At 46.2% G+C, this 21,991-nt stretch carries 14 protein-coding genes, 13 tRNA genes and 3 rRNA genes; 26 read left to right on the top strand and 4 right to left on the bottom strand.

All coding sequences use genetic code 11. The annotated features are described in order from the left end of the window. Positions 1-51 precede the first annotated feature (51 nt). The 16 genes from rrf (MKX40_RS26980) to MKX40_RS26905 all read left to right on the top strand — a co-directional run bounded on the left by rrf (MKX40_RS26980) (position 52) and on the right by MKX40_RS26905 (position 4,697). Positions 52-168, top strand: a 5S ribosomal RNA gene (gene rrf, locus MKX40_RS26980). Between the two features lie 38 nt (positions 169-206). After that, a tRNA-Ile gene (locus MKX40_RS26975) sits at positions 207-283 on the top strand. Positions 284-305: 22 nt separating this feature from the next. Beyond that, a tRNA-Ala gene (locus tag MKX40_RS26970) sits at positions 306-381 on the top strand. A gap of 203 nt (positions 382-584) precedes the next feature. Then, positions 585-3,511, top strand: a 23S ribosomal RNA gene (locus MKX40_RS26965). Between the two features lie 76 nt (positions 3,512-3,587). Then, a 5S ribosomal RNA gene (gene rrf, locus MKX40_RS26960) occupies positions 3,588-3,704 on the top strand. Between the two features lie 84 nt (positions 3,705-3,788). Beyond that, a tRNA-Asn gene (locus MKX40_RS26955) sits at positions 3,789-3,864 on the top strand. Between the two features lie 3 nt (positions 3,865-3,867). Beyond that, positions 3,868-3,940: transfer RNA gene (locus tag MKX40_RS26950), tRNA-Thr, on the top strand. 10 nt (positions 3,941-3,950) lie between these two features. Continuing rightward, positions 3,951-4,022 (top strand) — tRNA-Glu (locus tag MKX40_RS26945). A gap of 7 nt (positions 4,023-4,029) precedes the next feature. Further along, positions 4,030-4,105: transfer RNA gene (locus tag MKX40_RS26940), tRNA-Val, on the top strand. A 9-nt stretch (positions 4,106-4,114) separates the two neighbouring features. Continuing rightward, positions 4,115-4,189, top strand: a tRNA-Gln gene (locus tag MKX40_RS26935). Between the two features lie 6 nt (positions 4,190-4,195). Continuing rightward, positions 4,196-4,271 (top strand) — tRNA-Lys (locus tag MKX40_RS26930). A gap of 6 nt (positions 4,272-4,277) precedes the next feature. After that, positions 4,278-4,358, top strand: a tRNA-Leu gene (locus MKX40_RS26925). Between the two features lie 10 nt (positions 4,359-4,368). Beyond that, positions 4,369-4,443: transfer RNA gene (locus MKX40_RS26920), tRNA-Gly, on the top strand. A gap of 6 nt (positions 4,444-4,449) precedes the next feature. Beyond that, positions 4,450-4,526 (top strand) — tRNA-Arg (locus MKX40_RS26915). A gap of 16 nt (positions 4,527-4,542) precedes the next feature. Next, positions 4,543-4,616 (top strand) — tRNA-Pro (locus tag MKX40_RS26910). Between the two features lie 10 nt (positions 4,617-4,626). Beyond that, positions 4,627-4,697, top strand: a tRNA-Gly gene (locus MKX40_RS26905). A gap of 207 nt (positions 4,698-4,904) precedes the next feature. On the opposite strand, the gene MKX40_RS26900 is transcribed toward MKX40_RS26905, so the two are convergent. Further along, on the bottom strand, positions 4,905-5,243 hold the full coding sequence (locus MKX40_RS26900; RefSeq protein WP_339237975.1) for a WGxxGxxG family protein: 339 nt from the start codon (positions 5,241-5,243) through the stop codon (positions 4,905-4,907). Positions 5,244-5,821: 578 nt separating this feature from the next. Between MKX40_RS26900 and ppc the strand changes: the two genes are divergently transcribed. From ppc to MKX40_RS26860, 8 genes are all read left to right on the top strand, one after another. After that, the gene (gene ppc, locus MKX40_RS26895; RefSeq protein WP_339237973.1) at positions 5,822-8,614 is read left to right on the top strand and encodes a phosphoenolpyruvate carboxylase; all 2,793 of its coding nucleotides are present in this window, start codon (positions 5,822-5,824) and stop codon (positions 8,612-8,614) included. Between the two features lie 260 nt (positions 8,615-8,874). Then, positions 8,875-9,441, top strand: coding sequence for an RNA polymerase sigma factor SigW (gene sigW / locus MKX40_RS26890; protein ID WP_264933311.1), 567 nt, complete (start codon positions 8,875-8,877; stop codon positions 9,439-9,441). A 136-nt stretch (positions 9,442-9,577) separates the two neighbouring features. Further along, on the top strand, positions 9,578-10,192 hold the full coding sequence (locus tag MKX40_RS26885) for a zf-HC2 domain-containing protein (protein ID WP_339237968.1): 615 nt from the start codon (positions 9,578-9,580) through the stop codon (positions 10,190-10,192). Positions 10,193-10,506: 314 nt separating this feature from the next. Beyond that, on the top strand, positions 10,507-11,343 hold the full coding sequence (cdaA, locus tag MKX40_RS26880; RefSeq protein ID WP_017692119.1) for a diadenylate cyclase CdaA: 837 nt from the start codon (positions 10,507-10,509) through the stop codon (positions 11,341-11,343). Beyond that, complete coding sequence (locus tag MKX40_RS26875; protein WP_339237966.1) at positions 11,336-12,829, top strand: CdaR family protein; 1,494 nt, start codon at positions 11,336-11,338, stop codon at positions 12,827-12,829. The genes cdaA and MKX40_RS26875 overlap by 8 nt, the downstream gene beginning before the upstream one ends. 72 nt (positions 12,830-12,901) lie before the next feature. Then, entirely contained in the window at positions 12,902-14,242 is a 1,341-nt protein-coding gene (gene glmM, locus MKX40_RS26870; RefSeq protein ID WP_339237964.1) for a phosphoglucosamine mutase, read from the top strand. A gap of 889 nt (positions 14,243-15,131) precedes the next feature. Continuing rightward, entirely contained in the window at positions 15,132-16,964 is a 1,833-nt protein-coding gene (gene glmS, locus MKX40_RS26865; RefSeq protein ID WP_339237962.1) for a glutamine--fructose-6-phosphate transaminase (isomerizing), read from the top strand. A 165-nt stretch (positions 16,965-17,129) separates the two neighbouring features. Further along, positions 17,130-17,642 carry a cysteine hydrolase family protein gene (locus MKX40_RS26860; RefSeq protein ID WP_339243215.1) on the top strand — a complete coding sequence of 171 codons (513 nt, stop codon included), beginning with the start codon at positions 17,130-17,132 and terminating at the stop codon, positions 17,640-17,642. A 202-nt stretch (positions 17,643-17,844) separates the two neighbouring features. On the opposite strand, the gene MKX40_RS26855 is transcribed toward MKX40_RS26860, so the two are convergent. Then, a complete protein-coding gene (locus MKX40_RS26855; protein WP_339237960.1) occupies positions 17,845-18,495 on the bottom strand; it encodes a nitroreductase family protein in 651 nt (216 codons plus the stop codon). A 129-nt stretch (positions 18,496-18,624) separates the two neighbouring features. Here MKX40_RS26855 and MKX40_RS26850 point away from each other — a divergent pair, with 129 nt between their 5' ends. Continuing rightward, complete coding sequence (locus MKX40_RS26850; protein ID WP_339237958.1) at positions 18,625-18,990, top strand: MerR family transcriptional regulator; 366 nt, start codon at positions 18,625-18,627, stop codon at positions 18,988-18,990. A gap of 43 nt (positions 18,991-19,033) precedes the next feature. On the opposite strand, the gene MKX40_RS26845 is transcribed toward MKX40_RS26850, so the two are convergent. Next, positions 19,034-19,708, bottom strand: coding sequence for a VOC family protein (locus MKX40_RS26845; protein ID WP_339237956.1), 675 nt, complete (start codon positions 19,706-19,708; stop codon positions 19,034-19,036). A gap of 25 nt (positions 19,709-19,733) precedes the next feature. Then, complete coding sequence (locus MKX40_RS26840; protein ID WP_339237954.1) at positions 19,734-20,597, bottom strand: LysR family transcriptional regulator; 864 nt, start codon at positions 20,595-20,597, stop codon at positions 19,734-19,736. Positions 20,598-20,782: 185 nt separating this feature from the next. Between MKX40_RS26840 and MKX40_RS26835 the strand changes: the two genes are divergently transcribed. Then, positions 20,783-21,967 (top strand): MFS transporter, encoded by a 1,185-nt coding sequence (locus tag MKX40_RS26835; RefSeq protein ID WP_339237952.1) that lies wholly within the window; start codon positions 20,783-20,785, stop codon positions 21,965-21,967. Positions 21,968-21,991: the final 24 nt, after the last annotated feature.

The raw sequence follows: 21,991 nt of genomic DNA, 5'->3' as shown, positions 1-21,991 counted from the left end.
CGGCTAGTTACTCACTCGTTGCTCAGTTTTGAGAGCTCAAACTCTCAAACGTTTGGTGGCGATAGCGAAGGGGTTCCACACGTTCCCATCCCGAACACGACCGTTAAGCCCTTCAGCGTCAATGGTACTTGGACCGCAGGGTCCTGGGAGAGTAGAACGCCGCCAAGCGTAACCCATTCTGGGTTCAAAAATAGTATATATAATGTGGGCCCTTAGCTCAGTTGGTTAGAGCGCACCTCTGATAAGGGTGAGGCCGGTGGTTCGAGTCCACCAGGGCCCACCATCTATACCTTTAAACTTTATGTGGGGCCATAGCTCAGCTGGGAGAGCGCCTGCCTTGCAAGCAGGAGGTCAGCGGTTCGATCCCGCTTGGCTCCACCAAAAATGATTTACAAGTTTGTTCTTTGAAAACTAGATATCGAAACGAAAGTAAATGCGAATTAGAACATTCCTTTTTAGCTGAACTTGTGCATAACAAGTTTCAATAAAAACGGTAGATTGCTGGAGCGAGTGATCGAAATGGAACGACTTTTGGATTTGCGCAAGCAAACCAAGCGGAGCGACAGCTCGAACACAAGCGCAATGGTTAAGCTACTAAGAGCACACGGAGGATGCCTAGGCGCTAGGAGCCGATGAAGGACGTGGCGAACAACGAAACTGCCTCGGGGAGCTGTAAGCAAGCTTTGATCCGGGGGTGTCCGAATGGGGAAACCCAGCTGGGGTAATTTCCAGTTACTCACAACTGAATACATAGGTTGTGTAGAGGCATACCAGGGGAACTGAAACATCTAAGTACCCTGAGGAAGAGAAAACAATAGTGATTCCGTCAGTAGCGGCGAGCGAACGCGGAGAAGCCCAAACCAAAGAGCTTGCTCTTTGGGGTTGTGGGACGTCTCACATGGAGTTACAAAGGAACCGGTTAAGCGAAGAGGTCTGGAAAGGCCCGCCAAAGAAGGTAAAAGCCCTGTAGTTGAAAGTCTGTTCCCTCCGAGACGGATCCCGAGTAGTGCGGGGCACGTGAAACCCCGTATGAATCCGGCAGGACCATCTGCCAAGGCTAAATACTTCCTAGCGACCGATAGTGAAGCAGTACCGTGAGGGAAAGGTGAAAAGCACCCCGGAAGGGGAGTGAAATAGAACCTGAAACCGTGTGCTTACAAAAAGTCAGAGCCCGTTTTAGGGGTGATGGCGTGCCTTTTGTAGAATGAACCGGCGAGTTACGTTCCCGTGCAAGGTTAAGGTGAAGAGCCGGAGCCGCAGCGAAAGCGAGTCTGAATAGGGCGACATAGTACGTGGACGTAGACCCGAAACCGGGTGATCTACCCCTGTCCAGGGTGAAGGTGCGGTAACACGCACTGGAGGCCCGAACCCACGCACGTTGAAAAGTGCGGGGATGAGGTGGGGGTAGCGGAGAAATTCCAATCGAACTCGGAGATAGCTGGTTCTCCCCGAAATAGCTTTAGGGCTAGCCTCGGAAAACAGAGTCGTGGAGGTAGAGCACTGATTGGGTGCGGGGCCCGCAAGGGTTACCAAGCTCAGTCAAACTCCGAATGCCATAGACTTACTTCCGGGAGTCAGACAGTGAGTGCTAAGATCCATTGTCAAAAGGGAAACAGCCCAGACCATCAGCTAAGGTCCCCAAGTGTGTGTTAAGTGGGAAAGGATGTGGAGTTGCACAGACAACCAGGATGTTGGCTTAGAAGCAGCCACCATTGAAAGAGTGCGTAATAGCTCACTGGTCGAGTGACTCTGCGCCGAAAATGTAACGGGGCTAAACACACCACCGAAGCTATGGCTTGATGCTTTGCATCAGGGGTAGGGGAGCGTTGTATAAGGGTTGAAGGTGTACCGTAAGGAGCGCTGGACATTATACAAGTGAGAATGCCGGTATGAGTAACGAAAAGATCAGTGAGAATCTGATCCGCCGAAAGCCTAAGGGTTCCTGAGGAAGGCTCGTCCGCTCAGGGTAAGTCGGGACCTAAGGCGAGGCCGAAAGGCGTAGTCGAAGGACAACAGGTCGAAATTCCTGTACCACCGTAAGCCGTTATGAGCAATGGGGGGACGCAGTAGGGTAGTGACGCGGACTGATGGATGTCCGTCTAAGCAGTGAGGCTGATGTGTAGGCAAATCCGCACATCATTAAGGCTGAGCTGTGATGGGGAGCGAAAATTGTAGTAGCGAAGGTCATGATCTCACACTGCCAAGAAAAGCCTCTAGCCAGGTGAAGGTGCCCGTACCGCAAACCGACACAGGTAGGCGAGAAGAGTATTCTAAGGCGCGCGGAAGAACTCTCGTTAAGGAACTCGGCAAAATGACCCCGTAACTTCGGGAGAAGGGGTGCCCCGGTAGTGTGAATAGCACGAGGGGGCCGCAGTGAAAAGGCCCAAGCGACTGTTTAGCAAAAACACAGGTCTGTGCGAAGCCGTAAGGCGAAGTATACGGGCTGACGCCTGCCCGGTGCTGGAAGGTTAAGGGGAGTGGTTAGGAGCAATCCGAAGCTGTGAACCGAAGCCCCAGTAAACGGCGGCCGTAACTATAACGGTCCTAAGGTAGCGAAATTCCTTGTCAGGTAAATTCTGACCCGCACGAATGGCGTAACGACTTGGGCGCTGTCTCAACGAGAGATCCGGTGAAATTTTAATACCTGTGAAGATGCAGGTTACCCGCGACAAGACGGAAAGACCCCATGGAGCTTTACTGCAGCTTGATATTGAATTTGGGTACGATCTGTACAGGATAGGTGGGAGCCTTTGAAGCGTGAGCGCCAGCTTGCGTGGAGGCAACGTTGGGATACCACCCTGATCGTATCTAGGTTCTAACCTGGTACCGTAATCCGGTGCGGGGACAGTGTCAGGTGGGCAGTTTGACTGGGGCGGTCGCCTCCTAAAGAGTAACGGAGGCGCCCAAAGGTTCCCTCAGAATGGTTGGAAATCATTCGAAGAGTGCAAAGGCATAAGGGAGCTTGACTGCGAGACCTACAAGTCGAGCAGGGACGAAAGTCGGGCTTAGTGATCCGGTGGTACCGCATGGAAGGGCCATCGCTCAACGGATAAAAGCTACCCTGGGGATAACAGGCTTATCTCCCCCAAGAGTCCACATCGACGGGGAGGTTTGGCACCTCGATGTCGGCTCATCGCATCCTGGGGCTGAAGTAGGTCCCAAGGGTTGGGCTGTTCGCCCATTAAAGCGGTACGCGAGCTGGGTTCAGAACGTCGTGAGACAGTTCGGTCCCTATCTGTCGTGGGCGTAGGAAATTTGAGAGGAGCTGTCCTTAGTACGAGAGGACCGGGATGGACGTACCGCTGGTGTACCAGTTGTTCCGCCAGGAGCACCGCTGGGTAGCTATGTACGGACGGGATAAACGCTGAAAGCATCTAAGCGTGAAGCCCCCCTCAAGATGAGATTTCCCAGTATGTAAGACCCCTTGAAGACGACGAGGTAGATAGGCTGGGGGTGGAAGTGCAGCAATGCATGGAGCTGACCAGTACTAATCGGTCGAGGGCTTATCCAAATATGCAAGTGATCATTCGCATGTTTCGTTTCGAATCTAGTTTTCAGAGAACGATCTCTGAAATGTAAGCTATGCGTTTGGTGGCGATGGCGGAGGGGTTCCACACGTACCCATCCCGAACACGACCGTTAAGCCCTCTAGCGCCGATGGTACTTGGACCGCAGGGTCCTGGGAGAGTAGGACGCCGCCAAGCGAACTCTTTCATCATACATAGAAAACAGGCTCTGCATGTGGACGTTGTACGATGAATTGCATTTGCCCTGCAAATGCATATTATTCCCTGATAGCTCAGTTGGTAGAGCACTCGACTGTTAATCGAGTTGTCACAGGTTCGAGCCCTGTTCGGGGAGCCATTTGCTCTCATAGCTCAGTAGGTAGAGTGCATCCATGGTAAGGATGAGGTCACCGGTTCGATCCCGGTTGAGAGCTTTGGAAATGGGGCCCGTTGGTCAAGGGGTTAAGACACCTCCCTTTCACGGAGGTAACAGGGGTTCGAATCCCCTACGGGTCATATAGATGGAGGCTTAGCTCAGCTGGGAGAGCATCTGCCTTACAAGCAGAGGGTCGGGGGTTCGATCCCCTCAGCCTCCACCATCTAATTATTGGGGATTAGCCAAGCGGTAAGGCAACGGACTTTGACTCCGTCATGCATAGGTTCAAATCCTATATCCCCAGCCATTTTATGAGTCATTAGCTCAGTTGGTAGAGCACCTGACTTTTAATCAGGGTGTCGAAGGTTCGAGCCCTTCATGACTCACCATTATATGCGCGTGTGGCGGAATTGGCAGACGCACTAGACTTAGGATCTAGCGTCTTTGACGTGGGGGTTCAAGTCCCTCCACGCGCATCCTTTATTTGCGGAAGTGGCTCAGCGGTAGAGCATCGCCTTGCCAAGGCGAGGGTCGCGGGTTCGATTCCCGTCTTCCGCTCCAATATTTGCGCCCTTAGCTCAGCTGGATAGAGCGTTTGACTACGAATCAAAAGGCCGGGAGTTCGAATCTCTCAGGGCGCGCCATTATTTTCATTAATATCGGGATGTAGCTCAGCTTGGTAGAGCACCTGGTTTGGGACCAGGGGGTCGCATGTTCAAATCGTGTCATCCCGATTGTTATTATGCGGGTGTAGTTCAATGGTAGAACTTTAGCCTTCCAAGCTAATAGCGTGGGTTCGATTCCCATCACCCGCTTACATTATTTATAAAAAACTCTCCACATATGCGGAGAGTTTTTTATTTTTTTATGCGCGAAGAAGCAGTTATATTATGTAGCTTTACAGGTTTATGATAAAGAGCCAAAACGACCTCTGTATGCTAAATAGGGTCGCTTGGCTCTTATGTTTACTATTTGGGAAGAAGATGCTTTTAGAGCATCAGTTAGACTGGGATTTGGGCCAATTAGCGCTCGTTGTGATCGGTTACTCTTCTACGCATACCTGCTAAACCGAGGAGTCCCAGCAGACCGAGCCAGCCCCAATCCATGCCATTATCCCGATTGGTTGTTGCGGCGTTAGCACGAACACTGTTCGTACGATAGTCACCATTGTTGCGGTAGTTCCCATCCATGTTCATGTTCATGTTGGTATTTGTGCGATTCATGTAGTTGCTGTCCTGATAAGACTGGACACGTGAACCGTTGGTGTCCATTCCTTTGGTCATATGATTATCAGCAGCAGCAGGACCAGCTAAAGAGGCGACGAGAAGCACAGAAGCAATAATCGTTGTAGCTTTTTTCATTAAGTTGAGTCCTCCTATTTTTTAGAGCTACAGATTAATCTGCCCAAGAGGACAAGAAAACTATGTAGGAATGATCTGTAAAGTTATCCTTTAATTACAGTATGTTAGGACAAAATACATAAGAAACTTTTCTAAAAGCAGACTGTACTATGAAGAAAATTATATTTACATCTTTAATTTATTGCGTCACTGTGGTAAAGTATACAAAAGCTTGCTTTGCCGGTCATGTTTCTTTGTATGAACCTGGTTACAAATAATGAAATTATGCGGTTTTACCTTATAAACATGTACGGTTACTCATATCTAGATTAATTGTATATTTATGAGTTTTTAGGTATAGGTATGAGACCTTAGGTTTATCTAAAGTATGTGAAAAAGGTATCATGCGACAGCATATGACCATTAATTGAAGCAGAACAAGAAAATGAATAAAAAAGCGTGTTTTTGTGCTGTAAATCGGGGATAATCCCCATTTTTTCTAGTAGAAAAATGAAGATTTTCGTACCATTTTATTGTATGATGTTATGAAGGTGTCAAATTTGCGTGTACGAATGGAACGATCAGATGGGAGGATAAGCATGACTGAAACTATGGTAACCGCCAGCAAAAGCCAATCCAACAACCTGCTTCGGCGAGACGTGCGGTTCCTGGGCAATATACTCGGAGAAGTTCTTGTCCATCAAGGCGGCACGGAGCTTCTAGATATCGTTGAGAAGATTCGGGAAACGAGCAAATCGTTGCGTGCAGAATTTCTGCCAGAACTCTATGCAGAGTTCAAAACGATGATCCAGGAATTAGACTCGGACAATCGTCATCAGGTTATTCGGGCATTCGCTATTTATTTTCAATTAGTTAATATTGCTGAACAAAACCATCGGATCCGGCGTAAACGGGATTATGAACGTTCTGCAGGGGACGCTGTGCAGCCAGGATCGATTGAGAAAGCAGTACAGGATCTTAAGGAACGTGGATTGTCTCATACAGAGGTGGAAGAGATTCTCGACGATTTGTCGCTTGAACTCGTTATGACAGCTCATCCAACCGAAGCCATGCGCCGGGTTATTCTGGACATCCACAAACGGATATCCGAAGATGTCATGCTACTTGATAATCCTACGCTGACGTTGCGTGAACGTGAACAGTTGCGTGAGAAACTGCTGAATGAGGTTATTACACTCTGGCAGACAGATGAACTTCGCGACCGCAAACCGACTGTACTTGATGAAGTGCGGAACGGGATGTACTACTTTCATGAAACGTTGTTCCACGTACTTCCGGATGTATATCAGGAGCTGGAACGCTGCCTGAACAAATTTTACCCTGACCATGACTGGCATGTGCCGACGTATTTGCGGTTCGGTTCCTGGATCGGTGGAGACCGGGATGGAAATCCTTCGGTAACTTCAGATGTAACATGGCAGACGTTGTTGATGCAGCGCAAGCTCGCTTTGCGTGAATACCAACGGATTATGATTGAACTTATGGGCCATCTCAGCTTCAGCACGAACATCATCCACGTATCGGATGAGCTGGTGCAGTCGATTGAGCAGGACCGTAGTTGTGTAACGTTGAAAAAAGTGGATATGTGGCGGAATGAAAAAGAGCCATACCGCATCAAATTGGCCTATATGATTGCCAAGTTGAACAATGTATTGGATGAGAACAAATTAGGTCAGGCTGACCGTTATCATAGCGCTCAGGATTTGATTGATGATCTGATGATTATTGATCGAAGTCTGCGCCATCATTTTGCCGATTACGTAGCGGATACAACTATTCGCAAAATGATTCGTCAAGTTGAGTTGTTTGGTTTCCATACCGCAGCATTGGATGTGCGTCAGCACAGTCAGGAACATGAAAATGCGATGTCGGAGATTTTGGCGAAAATGAACATTGTAGAAGATTATGCGCGTCTGACTGAGGACGGTAAAATCGATCTGCTTGCTCGTTTGCTTGATGATCCCCGTCCGCTTACTTCTCCTTATCACCAATACACGGAGGGAACCAAAGAGTGTCTGGATGTTTTCCGTACCATTAAGCGTGCCCAGAACGAATTTGGGACCGGCTGTATCACAAGTTACCTGATCAGTATGACACAGGGCGCAAGTGACTTGCTGGAGGTTATGGTATTTGCCAAGGAAGTAGGCTTATTCACCAAAGGAAACAATGGTGAGGTTGTATCTACACTTCAAGCGGTACCGCTGTTTGAAACGATTGATGACCTTCATGCGGCTTCGGACATTATGCAGAAGCTATTTAACCTTCCTGTATACCGTGCAAGCGTAAAAGGACGGAATGAACTACATGAAATCATGCTAGGTTATTCCGACAGTAACAAGGATGGCGGAGTGGTTACAGCCAACTGGGAACTGCGTGTAGCAATGAATGCGATCACGGCTGTAGGTAATGAACACGGCGTTAAGTTGAAGTTCTTCCATGGACGTGGCGGAGCTCTTGGACGTGGCGGCATGCCACTCAATCGCAGTATTCTTGCTCAACCACCCCATACCATTGGTGGAGGCATCAAGATTACAGAGCAGGGAGAGGTTATTTCTTCTCGTTACTCCCTTCAGGGAATTGCATACCGTAGTCTGGAGCAGGCAACTTCTGCACTGATTACAGCAGCACTGAATGGTCTTGAGCCGCAAGAATCAGAATCCGAGCGTCATTGGGACAGCATCATCAAAGAGATTTCACAAGTATCTTTGACGAAATATCAGGATTTGATTTTCCGTGATCCGGACTTCTTTACCTTCTTCAAGGAATCCACACCGCTTCCAGAGGTGGGTGAACTGAATATTGGTTCGCGTCCGTCCAAACGGAAAGGTAGCGACAAGTTCGAAGATCTGAGAGCAATTCCTTGGGTATTTGCTTGGACGCAAAGTCGTTATCTGCTTCCAGCATGGTATGCGGCAGGAACAGGGCTACAAAGTTTCTATCAGGATAAAGAGGAAAATCTGGTTGTCCTAAAAGAAATGTATGCAAGCTTCCCATTCTTCCGCACGCTGATTGATACGGTTCAGATGGCTGTAGCGAAGGCAGATCTGGTAATTGCCAAAGAGTACTCAGCCATGACTTCCAACAAGGAAGCACGGGATCGCATATATGGACAAATCGAATCTGAATTCAAGCTTACAAAAGAGCTTATTCTGAAAATTACCGGAGAAGCTGAAATTCTGGATGATGTACCGGTTATTCAAGAATCCATTCGTCTTCGTAACCCTTATGTTGATCCGTTGTCCTACATGCAGGTCCAGCTTCTGAGTGAGCTCAGAGATATGCGTGAACGTGGTGAGGACGATACGGAACTGCTCAGAGAAGTGTTGCTGACAATCAATGGTATCGCTGCAGGGCTGCGTAATACAGGTTGAGGATTTAACTGCTGCATCTGAAAAATTATATGTAACAAAGTACCCATTATGTTGTTGAATAATAGCTCCATTCTCTCCTCTACGGAGTGAGAGATGAAACGGGACTCCTGCGGGAGTTCCCGTTTTTACTGTTTTTGGCGGATATTTGTCATACAGTCTTGATTTTTGACCAAAGTTGATTTACGATTTGATTGGTGAATTACAAGTGTGGACGGGTATCAGAAGACGGAAGACCCATCAGCATGTCTGGGGGAATAAGGGTGGACAATTTGGAGAATAGGCTTGTGAGACTGGTGCTTAAAGGCGACCAGAGAGCCTTCGCAGAAATCGTTGAACTATATAAGGACAAGCTGTTTCATTTGGCATATCGGATGCTGAACAATCGTCATGAAGCTGAGGACGTTGTGCAGGAGACGTTTTTGCGTGTGTTTCGCAATATGGAGAAGTATGATCCGAACCAGAAGTTTTCAACCTGGATCTACCGGATCGCCACCAATCTGTGTATTGACCGACTGCGCAGAAAGAAACCTTCATACTCTTTGGATGCTGAACTGAATGATCAGGAAGGATCGGATGGTTATGCGATGCTTCCGAGTGATGATCGTACACCAGAGAGTGAGGCACTGCTGTCAGAGACGCAAACGCTCATTCGTGAAGCCATTGACAGTTTGCCAGCCAAGTATAAGTCCGTTATGATTCTAAGGTATTTACAGGACTTGTCGTTACAGGAAATCAGTGACGTGACAGGTATGCCCGTAACAACGATCAAGACACGCGTTCATCGGGGCCGTGATTTTCTACGTAAAAAATTGGAATACAAGTTATAAATGTTATACGCCTTGAAATATGGGCAAAATTATTTGAAACATATCCGAAACGGATGCGTATGTAATGTATGCAAGTCTTATGCGTGCTTTTTAATGGCTCATGGACTAAGTGATTTAAGAAAGGATTGGCTCTCATATGGATTGCAACTCGGCCGTCTCTTTAATGCATGAATGTTTGGATGAGTCGTTGTCCCCGGCCCAGAAGGTTGAATTAAAAAGTCACCTGGTGATCTGTCCGGATTGTCGCATGCGCTTTAAAGAGTTGGAACAGACGGAAATGCTACTCTTTGCCATGAAACACTATTCACCGTCTGCCTCTGATGAGCTGACCAATCGAATTATGAATGCTCTGCCCCAGCCCAAGAGACAGCAAATATGGCTCAAATGGGTCAAAGGACATCCCGCGCTGACGGCGGCAGCCTTCTTTTTGGTCGTGATGCTCTTTAGCGCCTTGAATTTCTGGAATCAGAATAACGAAATGGTTGTTAAGGGAAATAATCTGGACCAGATCGTGATTCAGGGTAACACGGTTATTGTTCCTGAAGGTAAGTCAATTGCTGGCGATCTTACGATAGAAAATGGAACCGCACAAGTATATGGTGATGTGAACGGCAATCTGACGGTTATCGACGGACAACTGTTTCAGGCTTCAACGGCGCATATTTCGGGTCAGGTGAAAAGTATTGATCAAGCGCTGGACTGGGTCTGGTACAAAATAACCAATATGGTAAATGAAGTGGCTTATCGCTAGAACAGGGTAAAATCTTCAATGGTATATACCAAGCAGGGTACCTCCAGATTGCATGGGGTACTCTTTTTTTATACGTAAACTTTGTAATTCATGGTAAATGTGATGTTTATGTGCAGTTTGAGACTGCCGTAACTTGCAACCTGAACGTTAACGTTATAACCTAGATACTAAAGAGAACATACTACTACATATAGATAAGCATTTTGTATATATCGAATGATGCAAAAATGCGCAGACAAAGGATTATATAAAATCCTAATGGGTTAATATGAGATCAGGGTTTACTCATCAATGGGGATAGCGGGGGCTGGCTTATGAATTATTTTGCTGACTTAACGTGGACAGAGTCCATTAAGGACGTTATCGATATATTGATCGTTACCTATATTATGTACAAACTGATTTTGCTTGTGCGGGGTACACGTGCTGTTCAGCTCCTGAAAGGAATTCTGTTCCTTGTGCTGATCTGGGCATTAAGTACGTGGCTAAACCTGTATACGCTCAAATGGTTAATGAACCAAATGTTTACGTTTGGTGTCGTTGCGGTGTTCATTATCTTTCAGCCGGAACTGCGTCGTGGTCTGGAGCAATTGGGACGCGGTAAGCTATTTGGTCGTTCAGCGGCAGCGAGTGATGAAGAGTTAACGGTGTTAATTGGTGAAATTATTAAGTCTGTTAATTATCTGTCACGGCGTAAAATCGGCGCATTGGTCGTATTTGAACGTGAAACGGGTCTGAACGATTACACAGAATCGGGTATTAAGATGCACTCTCTGGTCAGCTCGGAGCTGATGATTAACATCTTTATTCCAAATACACCGCTCCATGATGGAGCCGTCATTATACAAGGGAAACAGATTTCGGCGGCAGCTTGTTATTTGCCATTATCAGAGAATCCGTTTATCAGTAAAGAATTGGGGACACGCCATCGTGCAGCCATCGGGATCACCGAAGTTGCAGATGCGATCTGTTTGGTTGTCTCCGAGGAGACCGGACAAGTATCACTGGCAATGAACGGACAGGTCGTTCGTGATATTAAGGAAGAATCACTGATTGCCAAACTGTATGAGGAGTTGCGCCCTACATCCAATCTGAAAAAGAATGGTTGGACAACCTTCTGGAAACGGAAGGGAGGACGTAACAATGGATAAGTGGTTTAACAATAATAACTTCGCCAAAATACTTGCGCTTGCGGTGAGTCTGCTGCTCTGGTTCATGATTCATCTGGATGAAGTACCAACCACCCCTACGATTACAACAGGCACAACCAATAAGGTTGTGGAACGTACGGTGCCTGTTCAACCTTATGGATTAGACAGCAACAGCTATGTGCTTACTTCTTTAAGTACGGATGAGGTCCGGTTGGAGATTAAAGGACAGCGTTCGATGCTCACATCGATTTTTACCAATGACGATTACAAGGTACTGGTGGATCTGAGCCAAGTGAAAGATGGGTCGAATACACTGCCGCTTGTACCTGATTTGCCATCCGGGGTGGAAGTAGTAAGTATGGAGCCTTCCATGGTTACCGTGAATGTAGAAAAATTGGGCACCAAATCCTTCAATGTGAATATTGTACCCGAAGGGGAACCATCCGCCGGATACAGCGCTGGAGCGCCCGTGATTGAACCTTCGACGCCGGTCAAGGTAACTCTGCCGGAAGGGCAACTCGAGGCAGTAGCGAAGGTCCAGGGCAGTCTGAGCGTAAAAGATGCCAAGGAAGATGTCATACAGAAAAAAGTGAAACTTCAAGCATATGATGCTGAAGGTAAGGTCCTTGAAAACGCGATTATAACGCCTCAAACGGTTGAAGTCCGAGTTCCGGTCAGTCAGCCCTATACATCTATACCCTTAAGAATCAAATATTCGGGACAGCTACCAGAAGGCCTGGTTCTCTCCACAGTAGAGCCTAGCGTGAAAGAAGTCTCGGTTTATGGATCTGAGGATGCGCTTGCGGGTATACAGTCCTACGACCAAGTAACCCTTGATCTTACCCAGTTTGATCAGTCGGGTACATCGACAGTTAACGTGGACTTGACGCCGCCTTCCGGTTTTGAGAAAATCGAGCCTAGTTCGATTCAGCTCAAGGTAACCATATCACCATTTGACGAGGCAGAGGAGACAACGAAAGTCTTTCCGAACGTCCCCATCACACTTACCGGTGCGGGAAATGGACTGGAAGGGACGCTGGTTACGCCTCGAAGCGGCGGTCTGAACCTTACACTCACAGGCTCACCAAGCATGCTTGAGGGTCTGAGTAGTGAGGATATCAAGTTGACAGGTGATCTTGCTGGACTTGCGGTTGGAACGCATGAGATCAAGCTTGAAGCCGACCTGCCCCGTTTTGCCAAACTGGATGAATCGTCCAATGCTCTGAGTGCAACGGTCAAAATTAGTGAAAAGGCTGAAGACACAACGACTACTCCTAGCGAAGAGCCGACTGACGAGGGAACGGTAGCACCTGACCCTTCACCAGCCGAGGTCGAAAATGGGGGAACTGAGCCTGTTCCTGATGAAGAAGAAACGGAATCGAATACGGATACTCAGGATCAGGGCCAACAGGGGAATACAAACAGTCGAGGTAATTTAAATAATAATAACAGCGGTACTGGCAGTAAAAGTGGCACGAATCCGTAAACGTTCTAATTTTAAAATTCTCAAAAAATAATATTAGTGCTCGTATATGATGCGAATAGAAGGAGTTAAATCATGGGGAAATATTTTGGTACAGACGGTGTAAGAGGAGTTGCCAATAAAGAGTTAACGGCAGAGCTTGCTTACAGCATTGGACGTTGTGGTGGTTACGTGCTTGCAGGTGGTGTGGAAAGACCAAAAGTGGTTATTGGCATGGATACTCGTATCTCGGGATTGATGTTGGAATCCGCACTGGTTGCAGGTCTGTTGTCCATTGGCGCTGATGTAATTCGTCTGGGCGTTGTATCCACTCCGGGAGTAGCATATATTGCACGTTTGCTGAAAGCTGACGCAGGTGTGATGATCTCGGCTTCCCACAATCCTGTAGAGGATAACGGTATCAAGTTCTTTGGGGGAGATGGCTTCAAGCTGTCCGATGAGACAGAGAACCGGATTGAAGAGCTGATGGATGCGGAGACAGATCAATTGCCACGACCAGTGGGTGGCGGTCTAGGTACAGTAACGATGGATGAGGAATCCCGTTATCGTTACCTCGACTTCCTGAAAACGACGGTTAATGAGTCGTTCTCTGGTCTTAAAATTGTTTTGGACTGTGCGAACGGAGCAGCTTATGAGCTGGCACCGAAATTATTCAGTGAACTTGGTGCAGAAGTCATTGCCATTGGTGCTGAGCCAAACGGCCTGAATATTAATGAGCAATGTGGCTCAACGCATCCAGAGAACCTGAAACAGGAAGTGCTCAAACATAAAGCGGATCTGGGTCTTGCTTTTGACGGGGATGCAGATCGTCTGATTGCTATTGATGAGACTGGCGCTGAGGTGGATGGAGACTTCATTCTGTGTATCTGTGGTGATGCCATGAATCGTGCAGGCAAGTTGAAGGACAGCACCGTTGTATCAACGGTTATGAGTAACATCGGATTCTACAAAGCAACAGAGAAACTTGCACTGAAAACAGCTAAAACTGCAGTAGGTGACCGTTATGTGATGGAGGAAATGCGTCGCGGCGGTTACAACCTAGGCGGAGAGCAATCTGGCCATGTTATTTTCCTGGATTACAATACAACGGGAGATGGCATGCTGACTGCGATTCAACTCGTGGATACGCTCAAGGCTTCCGGTAAAAAACTGAGTGAGCTCAAAGCGCTAATGACCCAGTACCCACAAGTATTGGTGAATGTGCGTGTTGAAGATAAGAGCAAATATGAGGGCAATTCTGCAATTGAGCAAGCTATTGCTACAGTAGAACAACAACTTGGCGATAATGGACGTGTGCTCGTTCGTGCTTCTGGAACAGAATCTCTGATCCGTGTTATGGCGGAAGGACCAGACAAAGACGAACTTGAACAATTTGTGTCTCAAATCGCAGATGTAGTTCAAAAAGAATTGGTATAGGATTGGGGATTGGTACGTGTTCAAAAAGTCTGGTTTTCAGTACCGAGAAGATGGAATGAAGATAGAAATGGAGTAGCGGAGCGTAGGCAAACTACGTGAGCAACCACAATGTTTCCAAAGGAAACATACTTCGTAAGCCTCCTGCTTATTTCGGCTGAATTTCAACTTCGATGCTGATAATGCCATTAGGCATGATTCGTAATCAAAAGCGGACTTTTTGAATTTCCTCTAAGGATGAATATTCCTGCGTCCCGGCCTGATGAGACCATAGGTCCGATTATCCGGTCGGGATTGTGGGTAAATATGCTGAAATTGTCACAGGTACTTTGCTCCATTGCAAAATGGACCTGACGTGCATATAATGAGTGGAGTCGTCATTCAGACACAGAAAGTGAGGAACGTAAGGTTACAGTTACACAAGCGCCAGAGCTTGGAGTTGCGCGGGAAGATGTTGAACTTAGAATTTCTTCGAGGGTGAGGGAAGGCTGATTAACATCAACGGCAATCAAGCTGACGAGGTGGAGGTGTTCGGATTGTTCGGCGGGGACCTCCCGGTGAAGCACCAGAGCCGTAAACCGGATTGCGGAAAATGGAGAGGTGACTGTCCACACAACGCGCCGGTGCAGGTGCAAGAGTCATACTAAAATTCAAATGAATGTGCGTGAAGAGCGTAAACAGTACGCGGACGGGAAAATGATGTACATTCATGATTGCATTCATAACAGCTTATGATGACAGCGGGGCGACACGAGATCGCTCTGATCATTGATAATTGAATAAGTACCAAGTATTCATGAAACGCTAGGCAATCACTCATTTTTCCGATATGCCGCCTCTGCCTGTTTCTCTTCGTGACACAGTATTCATATACAAACGGAGGAAATAAACTATGTGCGGTATTGTTGGATATATTGGTAATAAGAACACTCAATCGGTATTGGTCGAAGGATTGAAGAAACTCGAGTATCGTGGTTATGATTCTGCAGGTATTGCGGTATTCACACCAGAAGGTCTGCAAATCACGAAAGCTCTGGGTCGCCTTGCGAACCTTGAAGCGAAGCTGGATGGTGCACCACTGGTAGGTAGTGCCGGAATCGGACACACACGTTGGGCTACTCATGGTAAACCATCGGATGAGAACTCTCATCCACACACAGATGGAAGTCAGAAGTTCTCTGTTGTGCATAACGGTATTATTGAGAACTACCTGGATCTGAAGGACGAATTGATGGCTCAAGGTCATACGTTCACTTCCGAGACAGATACTGAGGTTATCTCTCATCTGATCGCACGTGAATACAATGGTGATATCGTTAAAACAGTACAAAAAGTGATCACGTTGTTGCGTGGCGCATTTGCACTGGGTGTGTTGACTGAGCATGAGCCTGAGAAACTCGTAGCTGTGCGTCAAGCAAGTCCATTGATTATCGGTATTGGTGAAGGCGAGAACTTCATTGGTTCCGACATCCCGGCAATTCTGGAACATACACGTAACGTGTACATTCTTAATGATGGTGAAATGGCTGTATTGACACATGATGCTGTCGAATTGATGACGATTGAAGGCAACTTTATTTCTCGGGAAATGATTCGTGTCGATTGGGATGCTGTAACCGCAGAAAAAGGCGGATTCGAGCACTTCATGCTGAAAGAAATTCATGAGCAACCAAAAGCATATCGTGATACTATGCTGGGTCGCATCGATAATGAAGGCAAAAAAGTTCAACTTCCTGAGTTGAAAATGACTGAAGAACAAATTAAAAATATCCGTAACGTTCAAATCATTGCATGTGGTACAGCGTACCATGCAGGTCTGGTTGGACGTACAGTGATTGAGCAATTGGTGCGTATTCCGGTTGAAACAGATGTGGCTTCCGAGTACCGTTACCGTTCCCCAATCGTGCACAAAGATACACTCGTAATCGTAGTGAGCCAATCTGGTGAAACTGCCGATACGCTTGCTGCATTGCGTGAAGCACAATCCAATGGCGCACATGTACTTGCAATCACAAACGTCGTGGGCAGCTCCATTGCACGTGATGCAGATGATGTTATCGCAACATTGGCAGGTCCTGAAATTGCTGTAGCTTCTACCAAAGCGTATACTTCACAGTTGATCGCGTTCAACTTGCTTGGTCTGTACCTTGCACAAGTTCGTGGTACTCAAACTGCAGAAGAAATTGCACACACGCTGGCAGCGATGCAAGCATTGCCTGAGCAAGTGGAATCCATGTTGGAACAAGCGGATGCAATCAAAGGATATGCAGAGCAAATCTCCAAACATGAACATCTCTTCTTCATCGGCCGTGGTCTTGACTATGCAGTAGCTCAAGAAGGATCGTTGAAACTGAAAGAGATCTCTTACATTCACTCCGAAGCTTATGCTGCAGGTGAGTTGAAACACGGTACGCTTGCATTGATCGAAGACGGTATCCCTGTTATTGCCCTGGCAACGCAGGAGAACGTACTTGAGAAAACAGTGAGCAATATCAAAGAAGTGAAAGCACGTGGCGCGGATGTACTGGCGATTACGTACGAAGAGCACGTAGCACCATTGCTGAAATCCGTAGACCAAGCGTTTGCGATTCCTAAGACGCTGCCACTCTTGAGCCCGGCTCTGTCTGTAGTTGCGCTGCAATTGCTGGCATACTACGCTTCCCTGGCACTGGGTCACGATGTGGATAAACCACGTAACTTGGCGAAAAGCGTAACGGTTGAGTAAGGTTGATTCTGAATTTATTTTTTAAAAGTAAATAGGTATTTAAAAAGATGATATGACCTGGTCATATCATCTTTTTTTGTTATTCAGTATACTGATTATAGGAATTTTCATCATCAATAGATCTAAGTTGAATGAACATATTGCAAACGAAGAGAGGTTAAAATGATGGAGACATGTGCGGATGTGTTGATCGTGGTCGATCTACAAAATGGCGTTTGTTATGATGGAAATCATTTGTATGATTTGAATAACTTACTGAATAGAGTGAATAGAAGAATTACTTTGTATAGAGAAATACATAAACCGATTATATTTGTTCAACACTGTGATGAAGCATTAGTGCCAGGAGAAGAACCATGGGCGATACATGCCGATCTTGATGTTCAAGAGCAAGATTTTTTTGTGCAGAAAATGCATGCGAATTCGTTCTACGAAACAAATTTGAAAAGTCTATTGGACCAATTAGCTGTAAGTCGTATCGAGTTCTGTGGCGCCCAAACAGAATACTGTATGGATGCTACAATAAAATATGCTCATGGATTGGGATACGACAACTATATGATACAGAATGGCACTTCCACTTTGGATAATCCATGGATGTCTGGAAAAGAAACCATTTCTTTTTATGAAAACATATGGAACCATAGATTCTTGAAATGGATAGATGGTGGATCGTAGAACAACGGATCGTACAAAACTCGCCACATAAAATCTCTAAATAAGACCAAATCTCTGTATCACTAACATAAAATTGAAGGCATATAGAAGAGGTCCTAATGACATAAAATATGGTCATAGGACCTCTTTTTTATTTAAATACAAGTACGCGTTTTCTATATTAACAGTGGTCTAGATAAGAAGGAATGTGTAAAGCTATGGGTTACGCCCAACTCGTAATCGTTTCAACCGGGAGACGATAGGAAGGATAACCATCTTTGGCTGCTTTACCTATGGAGATCAACATCACGGGCTGGAAACGCTCTTTATCCAGACCGAAGGCCTCAGCAATCTGGGCTTTATCATAACCGGCCATAGGATTCGTATCATAGCCATGAGCACGGGCAACGAGCATGAGTTGCATGGATATGAGGCCTGAGTCAATGAGGTTCATATCACGCAGTTCGGCTGGAGTTATGTTTGCATAATAAGGTTGTACCTGCTGCATCTGCATATCCATGATGTCTTGTGGCATATATCCAAGTTCCACCGATTTGCTGAAAATCTCCTCCATGTACTCAACATTGTTAGCGTCGTAAAATACGGCAATGACAGCGGAAGACGTTAGTGCCTGTGTCTGGTTAAAAGAGGCCAGTGGTGCAAGCTTTTCTTTGCCTTCAGCACTGTCGATGACAAGAAAACGCCACGGTTGCATGTTAATCGCCGAGGGGGCACGTGAAGCTTTCGCCAATATTTCGGTCATCTCCTCGCGGCTGATTTTCACTTCAGGGTCGTAAGCTTTAACGGAATGGCGCTCCAAGACGATGGTATCAAAATCATTGGTTTTGTTGAATTGGCCGGTAATTGTATTCATATCGATCTCTCCTCATATCTATATTGGTGAGATTAGGATATCGGTGGTTATATCTGCATCCGTCTCACTATGAGGATTGTAAACTATGAAGTATACTTTATAGCAAGAAGAAGAAACGGGGCGATTTAGATGAAGATTAGTGAAGTAGCGAACAGTGTAAACCTTCCGATTTCCACGATTCGGTACTATGAGAAAATAGGTATTATCACGGATGAACATGTGCTTAGAGATCAAAATAACTATCGGAAATATGCGCAGAGCATTATTCAGCATCTGGATGTGGTGAAACAATGTGTGGCTGTAGGCTTTACGATTCATGAGATCCAATCGATGATCTCTAAAAATGGGTTTTCAAGTAAAGATCAGGCAAGCATCATCCAAGCGAGAATATCAGAAATTGAAGAGGTGCAAAAAAAATTAGAGAATTCCAAACAAACTCTGTACGAGCTTCTTGAATCGGATATCACGTGTGAGGATGGATTTGGTAAGTACTGAGCGGGACGTACCTCTTGAGCTTCTCAGTCAGTATATTTTTACATCATATTGAAACAATAGAGTACCGACCCTTTTGTAAATGTAGATTACCGGGCTTGCCAGCTTCCACCTTCACCTCAGTGGCAAATACACCGGGCATCCGCCCGTCTGGGAACCAGGGCATCTTTTTATCAATCACAATAAACATACCTTCTGCATCACCCGTGGGGGAGAATTTCTTCCCATCTCCCGCAAAGGGATTAAGGTGATAATGCTCATTCAATGTGCTCATCGTCTCAGGAACATCATCCACAGGCAGACCGATTTCACTAATACATATCAGATGCTTCGCTTCGAAAGCTTCATCGACTGCATTATCGAGTGAGTGGTGAGCGATGAATTCCATCAAGTTGCCGCTTGGGTCATAGAAATAGAAGGCTGTTGCATCCCAGTAGGGGAAATAAAATTGATCTTGTCCATCCTTGGAAAGCAACGGAATGTTACGGTTTTGGGCCCACTTTTTTGCATCAGCGAGTGTATTCGTTGGAATCGTAAACGCTATATGATAGTATGGATTCTCTTCCTCCGGTGCCTTCTTGAATGCAAGGACCGAGTCTCCTGCACGGAATGAAACGAATGTTGTATCATCCTCCACAAGCTCCAACTCCAGTAGTCTACCGTAAAACTCTCTCATGGCCTCGATCTGATGTGTCAACAAACTAACTTCTCTTATTTTCAATTCAATACCTCTCCTTCTAAATTCATCATTGATTGAAATACTCGATCGTTTTCTCAATAAATGCCTTAGCCGATTGCGTCAGGTAACGGTCGGACCGATGGATGATCTCAAAGTGTCGGTATGGTGGATCATCTGTAATTCGAATGCATCTTAGCGTGGATTCATTCATGGCTTGGATCAGAGGATAAGGCAGCAGTGTTCCTCCAACGTTGGCTTTGACCAGACTAATGATGGAGGTTGCCGAACTGGTCTCCATGATGGTATTAAGGCTAAAACCATATTTACGACAATAGTCATCGACTAATTCCCTGCCGGTAAATCCTTCGGGGAACATCACCGTTTGAATATCACGTAACTCCTGAATTTTAATCGTGCTGCGGTCAGCCCAATCGTGATTCTCGGAAACGACAAGTACATATTCTTCACTGCACAAAGGAATGCGTACAAGCCGATCATCAGGGGCAGATGTGATCTCTATACCGATGTCGACTTCATTCTCCAACACTTGATTCACGACATAGATCGAAGAAATAACCTTCAATTGCACCTTGGGGAACCGGGCATGAAAATCAACGAGCAATGGAGTGATACGGTAATCCAAATCGGATGGAAGAACACCGATAACCAATCGTCCCCGCTGATCATTGCGGAATTCTGCTAGCGCATCCTGGGTATTCTGTAAATGCCGAATCATCTGTACACAGTGCTCCAGAAATAGGGTACCTGCCTGGGTCATCACAATTTTTTTGCCGACACGGTCAAACAAAGGAACACCAAGTTCATCCTCCAACCCACGTATTTGTTGACTCAACGTAGGTTGAGATATACCAAGTTTCTCAGCCGCCCGAGTAAAGTGAAGCTCCTCGCACACGGTAATAAAGTTTTCCATCTGACGAATTTCGATGGGGAATCACCTCGTATCATTGGTTTTAGTAATCATTTTAATAGAAATAATAGTATTGTTCAATCATTCTAATGATTCTATACTTAATCCTATACCACTCGAAGATCATGTCATTAATGATTTGGATCTTGGATAAGGGCAAAGATATTACTACCATGAGGTGATTCATAATGAAACTACTTTATATTGTATTGGCACTGATTCTGGCTTCACTAAACTTAAGACCACCGATTACTTCCATATCTCCTCTGATGAGTACCATACAGAATGATCTGGGTTTGAGTGGCATGACGGCCAGTCTGTTAACAACACTACCGGTATTATGTATGGGCATATTCGCTCCGTTCTCCGTAAGATTAAGTCGAAGGTGGGGGAACGAGGGTGCTATTGTACTGGCTTTAATTTTTATTGGGATAGGTACAGGATTACGATTGTTCGTGGGTGCAACTCCGTTGATGATGTTTACTTCTTTTTTGTCCGGTGTAGGGATTGCATTGGCAGGGCCGCTGTTGTCCAGCTTCATTAAGCAATATTTTCCTAACCGAGTAGCAGCCATGGTCGGCATCTACTCTACTGCGATGGTGATGGGGGCCAGCATTAGTGTAGGATTATCCGTTCCGCTTCAGCATATGCTGGGTGGGTCTTGGAGAGGGTCTTTGGCCACATGGACATTACTTGCAGTCATTGCATTGCCGATCTGGTTAAAGTTAGCCTGGTCTGCGCGTAAAGATCGACAATCCGGACAAACTCCGTCTGTCATTCATGCGCCACTACCAATGAAGAACAAGCGTGCATGGGTGCTGACCTTATTCTTCGGACTGATGGCAGCGATCTTCTATTCATTAACCGCTTGGCTTGCACCAGCGATTCAGGGTCTGGGATATAGCCAAGAGACTGCTGGCAACGTCCAAACGTTATTTACGTTAATATCACTGCCCTCAACGTTATTCATTCCCATGCTTGTACACCGATACCAAAGACGTGTGTTCTGGCTTGTTGGATGTGCGTTGTTGGAATTGATAGGGGTCCTGATGCTGAATCTCTCTGTCAGTCCGTGGCTCGCGGCGATCCCGCTTGGGATTGGTGCAGGTGGGTTATTCCCGATTGCACTGATGCTGCCGATTGATGAGACAAGCAATGCTCAGGAAGCCAGCAGCTGGTCTGCCATGACGCAATCTGGTGGTTATATTCTTGGCGCACTTGGGCCGCTGGCAATTGGTTTGCTTCACGACCTGACAGGCAGCTTGGTGCAAGCATTCTATGGTTTGGCTATCATCATTGTACTGCAGATCATCGTGCAAATAGCTATTGGCAATAAGAAGAGCACGGAAGTTGTTGGCCAGAAGCGGAGCTAAAAGTCATGTGAAGTAAAATGGGTG

Origin of the sequence: Paenibacillus sp. FSL R5-0517, from assembly GCF_037974355.1 — a bacterium.
In the GTDB taxonomy this organism is placed as follows: domain Bacteria; phylum Bacillota; class Bacilli; order Paenibacillales; family Paenibacillaceae; genus Paenibacillus.
This window is presented reverse-complemented; position numbering and strand designations above follow the sequence as displayed.

Coding starts and splice junctions, on each gene's coding strand:
- MKX40_RS26860 (WP_339243215.1), top strand. CDS start 17,130: ATGGAGACATGTGCGGATGTGTTGATCGTGGTCGATCTACAAAATGGC.
- MKX40_RS26855 (WP_339237960.1), bottom strand. CDS start 18,495: ATGAATACAATTACCGGCCAATTCAACAAAACCAATGATTTTGATACC.
- cdaA (WP_017692119.1), top strand. CDS start 10,507: ATGAATTATTTTGCTGACTTAACGTGGACAGAGTCCATTAAGGACGTT.
- glmM (WP_339237964.1), top strand. CDS start 12,902: ATGGGGAAATATTTTGGTACAGACGGTGTAAGAGGAGTTGCCAATAAA.
- MKX40_RS26850 (WP_339237958.1), top strand. CDS start 18,625: ATGAAGATTAGTGAAGTAGCGAACAGTGTAAACCTTCCGATTTCCACG.
- MKX40_RS26840 (WP_339237954.1), bottom strand. CDS start 20,597: ATGGAAAACTTTATTACCGTGTGCGAGGAGCTTCACTTTACTCGGGCG.
- glmS (WP_339237962.1), top strand. CDS start 15,132: ATGTGCGGTATTGTTGGATATATTGGTAATAAGAACACTCAATCGGTA.
- ppc (WP_339237973.1), top strand. CDS start 5,822: ATGACTGAAACTATGGTAACCGCCAGCAAAAGCCAATCCAACAACCTG.
- MKX40_RS26875 (WP_339237966.1), top strand. CDS start 11,336: ATGGATAAGTGGTTTAACAATAATAACTTCGCCAAAATACTTGCGCTT.
- MKX40_RS26835 (WP_339237952.1), top strand. CDS start 20,783: ATGAAACTACTTTATATTGTATTGGCACTGATTCTGGCTTCACTAAAC.
- MKX40_RS26885 (WP_339237968.1), top strand. CDS start 9,578: ATGGATTGCAACTCGGCCGTCTCTTTAATGCATGAATGTTTGGATGAG.
- MKX40_RS26900 (WP_339237975.1), bottom strand. CDS start 5,243: ATGAAAAAAGCTACAACGATTATTGCTTCTGTGCTTCTCGTCGCCTCT.